Source organism: Psychrobacter sp. (genome assembly GCF_035469765.1).
Lineage (GTDB): Bacteria > Pseudomonadota > Gammaproteobacteria > Pseudomonadales > Moraxellaceae > Psychrobacter.
Genome location: NZ_DATIRM010000379.1, coordinates 1 through 10,272, shown reverse-complemented (window position 1 = coordinate 10,272; position 10,272 = coordinate 1). Strand labels below are relative to the sequence as shown.

The 10,272-nt window shown below is 41.5% G+C and carries 10 protein-coding genes and 2 tRNA genes; all 12 read right to left on the bottom strand.

Going from position 1 to position 10,272, the window contains the following annotated elements; translation table 11 throughout:
* Nucleotides 1-188: 188 nt before the first annotated feature.
* Nucleotides 189-455, bottom strand: a complete 267-nt coding sequence (gene rpsO / locus VLN09_RS10550; protein ID WP_325246309.1) for a 30S ribosomal protein S15 — start codon at nt 453-455, stop codon at nt 189-191.
* Nucleotides 456-792: 337 nt separating this feature from the next.
* The gene (locus tag VLN09_RS10545; RefSeq protein ID WP_325246307.1) at nt 793-978 is read right to left on the bottom strand and encodes a hypothetical protein; all 186 of its coding nucleotides are present in this window, start codon (nt 976-978) and stop codon (nt 793-795) included.
* Between the two features lie 119 nt (nt 979-1,097).
* The gene (locus tag VLN09_RS10540; protein WP_325246305.1) at nt 1,098-1,259 is read right to left on the bottom strand and encodes a hypothetical protein; all 162 of its coding nucleotides are present in this window, start codon (nt 1,257-1,259) and stop codon (nt 1,098-1,100) included.
* 492 nt (nt 1,260-1,751) lie between these two features.
* The gene (gene truB, locus VLN09_RS10535) at nt 1,752-2,831 is read right to left on the bottom strand and encodes a tRNA pseudouridine(55) synthase TruB (protein WP_325246303.1); all 1,080 of its coding nucleotides are present in this window, start codon (nt 2,829-2,831) and stop codon (nt 1,752-1,754) included.
* A gap of 16 nt (nt 2,832-2,847) precedes the next feature.
* On the bottom strand, nt 2,848-3,252 hold the full coding sequence (locus VLN09_RS10530; protein WP_011279383.1) for a ribosome-binding factor A: 405 nt from the start codon (nt 3,250-3,252) through the stop codon (nt 2,848-2,850).
* A 214-nt stretch (nt 3,253-3,466) separates the two neighbouring features.
* The gene (infB, locus tag VLN09_RS10525; RefSeq protein WP_325246299.1) at nt 3,467-6,193 is read right to left on the bottom strand and encodes a translation initiation factor IF-2; all 2,727 of its coding nucleotides are present in this window, start codon (nt 6,191-6,193) and stop codon (nt 3,467-3,469) included.
* A gap of 149 nt (nt 6,194-6,342) precedes the next feature.
* On the bottom strand, nt 6,343-7,827 hold the full coding sequence (gene nusA, locus VLN09_RS10520; protein ID WP_325246297.1) for a transcription termination factor NusA: 1,485 nt from the start codon (nt 7,825-7,827) through the stop codon (nt 6,343-6,345).
* Between the two features lie 133 nt (nt 7,828-7,960).
* Nucleotides 7,961-8,461 (bottom strand): ribosome maturation factor RimP, encoded by a 501-nt coding sequence (gene rimP, locus VLN09_RS10515; RefSeq protein ID WP_325246295.1) that lies wholly within the window; start codon nt 8,459-8,461, stop codon nt 7,961-7,963.
* A 458-nt stretch (nt 8,462-8,919) separates the two neighbouring features.
* Nucleotides 8,920-8,996: transfer RNA gene (locus tag VLN09_RS10510), tRNA-Met, on the bottom strand.
* A 124-nt stretch (nt 8,997-9,120) separates the two neighbouring features.
* Nucleotides 9,121-9,205: transfer RNA gene (locus VLN09_RS10505), tRNA-Leu, on the bottom strand.
* Nucleotides 9,206-9,359: 154 nt separating this feature from the next.
* On the bottom strand, nt 9,360-9,668 hold the full coding sequence (gene secG, locus VLN09_RS10500; RefSeq protein WP_011512446.1) for a preprotein translocase subunit SecG: 309 nt from the start codon (nt 9,666-9,668) through the stop codon (nt 9,360-9,362).
* Between the two features lie 228 nt (nt 9,669-9,896).
* Nucleotides 9,897-10,272 (bottom strand): triose-phosphate isomerase (locus tag VLN09_RS10495; RefSeq protein ID WP_325246292.1); only part of this gene is annotated, 376 nt, incomplete at its 5' end.

Genomic DNA, 10,272 nt, shown 5'->3' with positions numbered 1-10,272 from the left:
ACGTACTTCAGCTCATACCATACTGATAAGCATAAAAAAACGGCGTGAAACTATTCCACGCCGTTTTTAGAAAAATCTATTTTATCGATATTAACAAGCAAGTTCCAACTGGCTGCGCAAAAAATCTAAAATGCTGCCTGATTAAGGCATATTTTGTTTTAACGACCACTTGTACTACTGTCGTCAAATTAACGACGTAGACCTAACTGGCTAATAAGGGTGGTATAGCGACCAAGATCTTTACTTTTTAGGTAATCAAGCAGTTTACGACGGGTGTTAACCATACGGATAAGACCGCGACGGCTATGATGATCCGCTTTATGTGCTTTGAAATGGTTTTGTAAATCGTTGATACGGGCACTTAACAAAGCTACTTGAACTTCTGGTGAACCTGTATCGTTTTCACCACGTTGGTATTGAGCAATGATTTGTTCGCGATCGGCATTAGTTAGCATAAATCTCTCCGGCAATGCTAAGAGCGCCAAGATAATCTTAAAATTTAAGTATCGAGGAGCAATAGAATAGTCAATAAAATAGCCTGTACGTCATTCAGGACAACCCTGCATTACTAGAGTTGACCTAGTGTACGACAAGCTTAGTGAGTCAAAACTGTCATTTAAAACTGTTTAGGATAATCTAAACCGTCTTTAAATATGACGCCAATTATAACAAAAAACTGCTGAGCTAACAGCAGTTTTTTGTTATGGCTTTATGAATATGTGATTATTAGTGAGTAAATAGTTATTACCCATCAAAAAATAAACACGTAACTATAGATACTAGCCTTATAATCTAAGACTTATTATTTTTTTGCACATCATCTTTACTAGCCGTACCGCCTAGCTCATCGTCTGCTAAAGGCGCAGTCGTAGCTTCAGCCAAGCTATCAGGAGTCGCATCTTCACTAGGATTGATATCTTCCCAGAGGTGCTCTATTTCTTGTTCTTGCTCATCCATATTATTTGTTGAATTGCTCATGTTAGCTCCTATATTATTATTTTTTGAACTATCTACCTTTGTATTTATTGATAATAAAATGCAAAGGCTATAAGAAAATACGTTGGTGTCACCCTGCTATGAATGACACATTGGGTATGCTACTTGTCTTCTTTAGCATTTTCTAAATTATCTGCAAGACGTTCTGCTGCTGCGTCACTATCTTCGGTATGATTGTTCTCAGTCTGACTTTTAAGAGCTGCTTTTGCTGAGTCAGAACGTTGTTGCTCAAATTTGGTATCGTTTGGATTAGGCTGTGTCATCGTGTTATATCCTTATAGATAATGAATAAAAATTACTCTAATTTAAAACGATTGGAACTTATGTTAAAGCTTTGTCAATCGCTACGAGAAAACTATCAGTATCATCTAGGTTGTTTCATATGAGAAAATTATCATCCTGCTTATTTCCTATTTTATTGGCTAATTTTTATAGTTATAAAATCAACTTATATTAGTTAATGTCTTGTTATTTTTATTTAGTTTTTTTGCCCAGATTTATCGTTATTATTGTATCCAACAAAATTTATAGTAAATCAATTTTGTATTATTATCACCCTTTCTTGTATTTTACTTTCTTATTCTGCTTTTCATCCCTGTCGTGCTTTCCCTAACTGACTTAATCAAGATACAAAAAAAGCAGGTTTCACTATAGGTGAAACCTGCAATAAAATGTGACGATATGTGATTTATGTGGATTCTTAGTAAATTTTACGACTTTTGAGTTATAAAGGCTCCTAGATTCACTTGGTCGACTTATAGCTGAATCAGTTTTTTAGGTTGCAATCGACCATTTAAGCTCACTGCCCCCAGCCCAATAAATGTGCCCTGCTCATCGATAAGACGAATATCTACTGGTATTTCATGTACCAATTGCTGCTCTTTATCATCGTTAGCATCTTCAATATTTTGATTACTAGCAGTGCTTTTATTGTCGGTAGATAAATGCTGATCGATTGCTGCTGTAATATAATTCTGCAAATCATCAGTCAACTGATCGATAACATTCAAGCGTTGACCCATTTGTACACGCTCGCACTGCTCTGACGATAGTGTCAGCTCAGCATTAATATCAATGCACGCATCTACTGGCAATAAATATGTCTGACGTTGTTGCAATGTCAACGCTTCTAAATCTGCTAGCGCAATTGTCTCATCGATTTTGAAGTCACCTACTTGTAGACGGCGCAATGCCGTTAAATGTCCAAGTGTACCCATCGCTTTAGCAATATCTTCTGCCAATACACGCACATAAGTGCCTTTTGAACAGGTTACTGTTAACTGGATTTTCTGCTCATCGATTGCTTTTAACTCAATGGCTTTAAGGATAATGTCTCTTGGCGGGCGGTCTACTTCTATACCAGCACGAGCATATTCATAGAGTTTTTTGCCATCTTTTTTTAAGGCAGAATACATCGGTGGAATTTGCTGCTGGGCACCTAAAAACTGCTGGGCGACTTTGTCTAACATTGCATCATCAAACGCTGGAATCGGTGCCTCAGCAGTGATTTTCCCATCGGCATCACCAGTATCAGTTTGACTGCCAAGTAAAATAGTCGCTTGATAGGATTTGTCCGCATCAAGCTGATAGTGACTGAACTTAGTCGCTTCACCCAAACAGATAGGCAACAATCCTGTTGCCATCGGATCGAGTGTTCCGGTATGACCTGCTTTTTTGCTGTCATGGTTAGGCGATTTAAATAAATATTTTACCTTTGAGACCACTTGCTGAGAAGTCATACCGTGAGGCTTATCAACTAAAATAACACCCGAAACTTTAATCTTGTTAGGGTGATTACTAGACTTTTTATCCGCTTGCGTAGATGCGATAGACATAATGGCTTTTACCCTTCTACTCTTCGTTTTCTTGCTCGTCAGACTCATTTTCTTCAGTTTTAATAACCGCTTTACTGATTAAATCCATCATGTAATTACCACGAGCAGTCACTTCATCATAATGAAAGCGCAAACGCGGTGTTGTGCGAGTCTTCAAGCTATGACTCAGCTCAGTACGCAAGAAGCCTGCTGCTTTATTCAGCACCTTGATGCTTTCTTCATGGTTTGACATGGTCATGGCATCATTGAGCTCAGGCTCCATAATGGTCACATACACATCAGCATAGCCCAAATCTGGGCTGACTTTAACACTAGATATAGTGACAAAACCTGTGAGACGTGGATCATTGACCGCGTCACGGATAAGGACAGCAAGCTCACGCTGAATCTGATCAGCTAAACGTTGTAAACGTTGGTTCATGTTATTACCTTGTTTTTAATATGGCTTATTTTTATTGATCAATATAATCATTTATTAATAAGTTTAACGACTAATATTTGTTAAAAAAGGCCTAGCAGGATGTACCTGTTAGGCCTAAGTACAGCTGAATATTTATAAGATAGTTAAGCCATCATGCCATGCGCAGTTAATAAAGCGAATTGCATGATGCACCATCCTAATTTTACCAGTGACTTTAGATAGTACGTGCGAACTCTTGAATCTCAAAGACTTCGATTTTATCACCAGCTTCTACATCGTAACCGCGGACGGCTAGACCACATTCCATACCGGTACGTACTTCATTAACGTCTTCTTTGTAGCGACGTAATGATTGCAATTGACCAGTAAAGATAACTTGGTCATTACGTAATACACGGATAGGTTTGTTGCGATAAATTGTACCCTCAACCACCATACAACCAGCAGCTGCACCAAACTTACTAGAGCGGAATACTTCACGAACGTCTGCAACACCCAAGATTTTCTCACGATGCTCTGGCGCAAGCATACCGCTCATAGCCGCTTTCACATCATCAATCAAACCATAAATAACACTGTAATAGCGAATATCCATGTTGGCTGCGTCCGCTTTACGGCGTGCGGTAGCGTCTGCACGAACGTTGAAGCCTAACAATACCGCCTCACTAGATTCTGCTAGCGTCACATCTGACTCAGAGATAGGACCAACGCCTGAGCTAATCACACGGACTTTAACTTCATCAGTTGATAACTCATTTAATGCGGCAAGTAATGCTTCAAGTGAACCACGAACATCGGTTTTTAGAACGATATTTAAGTATGAAACATTGCCCTGTTCCATCTGATCGAACATGCTCTCTAGACGCATCGCGTTTTGACGCTCAAGCTGACGCTCGCGCTCGCGATTCGTTCTAAAGTCGGCGACTTCACGAGCTTTTTTCTCATCTGTTAAGACTAAGAATTCACTACCAGCTGCTGGCGTTTCAGGTAACCCTAATATCTCTACAGGGATAGATGGTCCAGCAGATTGGATACGCTTGCCATGCTCATCAGTCATCGCACGTACTTTACCGTAATGTTCACCGGCTAAGACTAAATCGCCTTGTTTCAATGTACCTTTTTTGACAAGGACACTAACGACAGGACCACGACCCTTTTCAAGTCTTGACTCAATGACAACACCTTGAGCAGGACCATCTAATGGCGCTTCTAATTCCATTAGCTCAGCTTGTAAGCTAATAAGCTCTAGCAGCTCATCAATACCATCACCTGTTTTGGCTGAGATACGAGCCATAGGAGTATCGCCACCCCAATCTTCCGATACCACTTCTTTTGCAGTCAACTCGTTAAGAACGCGATCAGGATCAGCACTTGGCTTATCCATTTTGTTGATAGCAACAATCAGCGGCGTACCAGCAGCGCGGGCATGATCAATCGCTTCTTCAGTTTGCGGCATCATGCCATCATCAGCAGCAACGACCAATACAACGATATCCGTCGCTTGAGCACCACGTGAACGCATTGCACTAAAGGCGGCGTGACCTGGGGTATCAAGGAAAGTAATGACGCCACGTGATGTTTTCACATGATAAGCACCGATATGCTGGGTGATACCGCCCGCTTCACCCGTAGCTACTTTCGTTTCACGGATTTTATCTAGTAATGATGTCTTACCATGGTCAACGTGACCCATGATAGTGACCACTGGTGGACGCGTTTGTACATTACTGCTGCGCTCATCAACGGCATCTTTTAGATCGTCTTCAACCTTAGTATCACTAACTGGTACTGGATTGTGACCCATTTCTTCTACGATTAGACTAGCAGTTGCTTGATCAATCGTATCTGACTCACGGGCAATTTCGCCCATTTTCATGAGTAACTTAGTTACTTCACGAGCTTTCACTGCCATACGCTGTGCAAGATCTGAAACAGTAATTTGTTCACTGATTTCTACATCATAAACGATTTTTTCAACAGGCTTTTCGAATTTATGCTGTGAAGACTGGCTTGAACGTAAACCGTTTTTGCGGTTTTTAATTTCACGCTCGTCTTGATTCTTACGACGACCGCGACCACGGGCATTAGTGGTACTTGTACCGCGCTTGATTTCACGACGTTCTTTCTCAAACGATTCTTCTAATGCATCACCGACCAAACCTTCTGCCAATGGCTCATCTTTACGAACTTCAGTTGCTGGCTGATCGGTATATTGACCGGCCATTTTACGCATTTGCTCAAGCGTACGCTTTTGCGCTTCTTCAGCTTGAGTACGACGTGTTTCAGTTTCGATCTCGCGTAAACGAGCTTCTTCTTTTTCACGCACTTCACGAGCTTTACGCTCAACTGCCGTCTCAACTTTTGGTTTCGTCGCAGCAACTTTCTTCTTAGGTTGTTCTTTTGGCTTGACCTCAATAGTAGTCTTGCCGCCTTTTTTCACAACCACTGATGTTGAAATATCATCGTTCTTATCGTCTGACTTTTTGCTAGAGCCGAGGCTTGCACGCATTGCAGCTAAGGTAGCAGCTTGACGCTCTTCAGATTTTTTCTTAGTAGCAGCACGGTCTTCGGCATCTTTAGCAGCACGCGCTTGCGACTCAATCATCGCTTGCTCACGTGCAGCCAATTCTTCAGCCATTTTTTCTGGATCAGGCTTTTCGAATACTTTCTTTTTACGCACTTCAACATTGACGCTCTTAGATTTTCCCGAAGAGCCAGTCACGCGCGCAGTGCTAGTCGTCTTAGACTTCAGACTAATACGACGCTTTTCTTCCTGACCATGACTTTGCTTTAAATACGTCACCAACTTTTCCTGCTCAAGCTCGGTGACTAAGTCACCCTCTGCACGCGCAGGCAGTCCAGCATCTACCAGTTGCTGTTGTACAGCACTTGCGGTTTTGCTTACCATATCTGCCAGTTCTCTGACGGTCTTATCTGCCATTTATTATCACCTACTGTCTATTATTTGCTATATGTTCAATTCAGTTGTTGGCTACAAATGATTGGGGTAAGGCTGATATAGATGTTGCTCATACCAGCACTTTATTATCGATAGCATATCACCAAAAGACAGCGATATGCAGTTACCGCTTATTCATTGAACCAAGATTCCCGAGCTTTCATGATGAGTTTTCCTGCAGTTTCGCTATCTAAGTCTTCGATATCTTCTAAGTCGAAGACGGCTTGTTCTGCCAAGTCATCAACGGTAATGATGTCTTTTTGAGCCATTTTATAAGCCCAGCTGACCGTCATACCTTCAAGATCTTGTAGTTCTTGACTTGGCTCTTTCATGTTTTGTTGTTTGACCAATTCGTCGGCGATGACCACTTCTTTCGCACGCTCTTGAATCATATCAATCGCTTCATCATCTAAGCCTTCGATATCATAAAAGGTCTCGACGGGTACATAAGCCACTTCTTCAATACTGGTAAAACCAATATCGACCAGCGCTTGTGCTAGATCTTTATCCACCTCTAAACGTTCATAGAATAATTCGATAAAGGCTTTAGATTCGTTTGCTTGACGCTGCTGATACTCTTCTTCTAGCATCATATTGAGCTTATAGCCGGTTAGCTCAGAAGCTAAGCGTACGTTTTGACCTTGTGAACCAATCGCGCGCGCCAACTGATCGTTGGTGCTAAAGATAATATCAGCTGTCTTTGTATCTTCGTCTAAAATAATACTGCTTACGTCTGCTGGCTCCAAAGCGCTGATGATAAATTGGGCAGGATCATCTGACCAAACCACCACATCAATACGCTCGCCATCAAGCTCTTGCTGTACCGCTTGGATACGCGTACCGCGCATACCAATACAAGCGCCAACAGGATCGATACGATGATCGTTGGTCTTAACTGCTATTTTAGCACGAGTACCCGGCAAGCGAGCAACATTACGAATTTCGATAATTTGTTCTGCAATCTCAGGCACTTCTTTTTGCATCAATGCCGAGAGCATTTCAGGATGGGTACGCGATAGAAGCAATTGTGCGCCGCGGTTTTCACGGTTCACATGATACAAAATAGCATTGATACGCGATTTTGCACGCAGCTGCTCACGTGGCAACATCTGATCACGTGACAAATAACCTTCAGCATTGTCACCTAAATCAATAATATACCCATCACGGGTTTGTTTCTTGACTTCGCCATACATCATCTCGCCAACACGTGGCTCAAAAGCATCTGCTACTAAATTACGCTCAGCTTCACGAATTTTTTGGATGATAACTTGTTTGGCTTGAGTGGCAGCAATACGACCGAATTCGATCGACTCAATTTGCTCTTCTTTGATATCACCAATTGACCATTCGTCTTGATCAAGGTCAGTAATTGCAAGCTGACAAGCAGGCATTTCATGGTCTTCATCTGCAACCACTGTCCAATAACGATAAGTATCATAATCGCCTGTTGCACGGTCGATTGAGACCCGCACTTCTACTTCCGGCTGATCGGTATATACTTTTTTCTTAGTCGAGACTACCAAAGCATCTTCAATTGCTTCAAAGATGTCTTCAGGATTTAAGCCCTTCTCATTACTGACAGTTTCTACTACCGTTAAGATTTCACGACTCATGCTATACCTGTCCTATCATTTTTTAATTGACTTAAATTTTATAATTTGTGACTTACTCTATATTTTCACCATCAGCCATCTAAGCCATCAGACTAACTGCGTTTATACATAAAACGGTCTAATAGCGAATAGATTAAGCATCTTCATAAATTAAATTGGCTTTATCAATATTACTTAATGCAATCTCAAACTGCTCGCCATCAGTGGCTGTCAGCTTTAAAGAGATAGCATCGATATTATCTAAAGTACCAGTCGCTTTACGGCGCTTTTTATCACCTTCACCAATCGCTTGTATCAAGCGTAAGCTCACTGTCTGACCGACATAGGCATGCATCTGCTCATCTGAAAAGAAAGCGCGATCAAAACCAGGTGAAGATACTTCTAAAATAAACTCACCAGCGATCGGGTCATGAACTTCAAGAATACCGCTCACTTGATGGTTCACTGCTGCACAGTTTTCAATCGTTACCTGCTTATTCTGGGCTTGCTCTTCTGGCAATGCCTCAATATAAATACGTAACAAAGAGCGATTACCCTGCGGTGTAAACTCTATACCCCATAGTGCCACATCGCAAGCCGCGACGGCAGGGGCAATAATATTGGTCAATTCTGTAACTTTGGTCGAAAGCTTCATAATCTGTTTGTCTTTTCCTATTCTCTTATCTATCTTACTTAATAAATCATGCTGAAGTTTTTCTCCACCATTATTTAATAAGAACCTATCATTACGTAAACCACAGTGATTATTTTATGCTTAAAATATGAACACAAATGATATCTACTGGGTATTTATATCAGGGTAAGCCCAACAAAAATTAAGCTCAACCAAACCATGCTTTTATTATTTATAAAGCAGTACTATCGATAAAAGAGTGAGGTATAGAAGATAGTGTGCTTAAGAACCACCGTGCCATAAGGGGCAGGTGACGACAAGCTTCTATAAATAGTATCGCACTCTACAGACATAGAGCTTAACATAAGTAGGATAGATATCGCGATTACACAGACCGCCAGATACAAAAAAACCCACAAGCATAATGGTGGGCTAGTTGTTACTGACAAATTTAGTGTACAAAACATCAGTATAAAAAGTGGTAGCGGGGGCTGGATTTGAACCAACGACCTTCGGGTTATGAGCCCGACGAGCTACCAGACTGCTCCACCCCGCATCAATCTTGAATCCGTATTATAGGGAGGTTTGATATAAGTGTCAATCTTTATTTAAAAATAAATTAAATTAAAAATCTTATCTATTTACTAACCACGCACTTAATACGATACAACTTTAAAACTTGGTGCGATTGGGGGGACTTGAACCCCCACAGCTTGCGCCACCACCCCCTCAAGATGGCGTGTCTACCAATTCCACCACAATCGCATTATGCTCACTGCTCTATTCTCCATACCCATTATAGTTGACGCGTAAGGTAGGCATCAAGGGTCTAAGACTTGTAAAAACAGAAAAAGCATTGTAAATGTAACGCTTTCAAATAGCAAGGGCTGCCTACTTAAAAAAAGTAGAGTAACAGCAGCTACTGAGGATTTTGTGTTAAAGGGCGCGGCGTTTGTGGTGCTGAAACCGGTGCATCTAGACGAAACTGATCTTCTGCCTGCTTACGAGCATGAACCGCAAGGGTCATACTGGTGATAAAAAAGATAGCAGTTAATACAGCCGTCGCGCGTGTTAAGAAGTTGGCGGTTCCTGCTGCGCCAAATACCGTACCTGACGAGCCCGCACCAAAAGAAGCCCCTGCGTCTGCCCCTTTACCATGCTGTATCAAAATCAAGCCAATCATGGCAATCGCCACAATAATATGCAGGGCTAATATAAACGTAAACATGGTGGCCTCTTTTGCCGTGTAATGACGACTGATAACGAAAAATAAATCGTGTGGTTTAATAGTGATAAAGATGAATGGCAAATGACGCCAAACTGATGATATAAATAGGGCGTATTGTACACGATTGCAAGGGCACTGTTAAACCCACTTTTGCCAACTGATAAAGACATTTTGTGAATCAGAAATAAAATAAAGACTCACACCTTTATCCTATCTAGCAATGATCTATTACATACTACCTTTACTAAAAGCATTCGCAATCGCCAAAAAACTCTCTGCCTTTAGTGAAGCGCCGCCAACTAACGCACCATCAATCATAGCGTCAGCAGCAAAGCTATCGGCATTGTCAGCGTTGACACTACCGCCATACAAAACCGTCATGTTAGATAACGAATCGGCAAAACCTGCCAATGTTTGCTTGATATGTTGGTGGGTGGCACTGACTTCTGTCACTGTTGGCACTTTACCCGTACCGATTGCCCATACCGGCTCATAAGCAATGATTAAACGAGTCGATAATGCATCAATAAGTTCTGGCTGCTGGGCAATGAGCTCTTTGACTACCGCTAACTGGTTATCGATGACTGTCAGTGTTTGCTTGGCA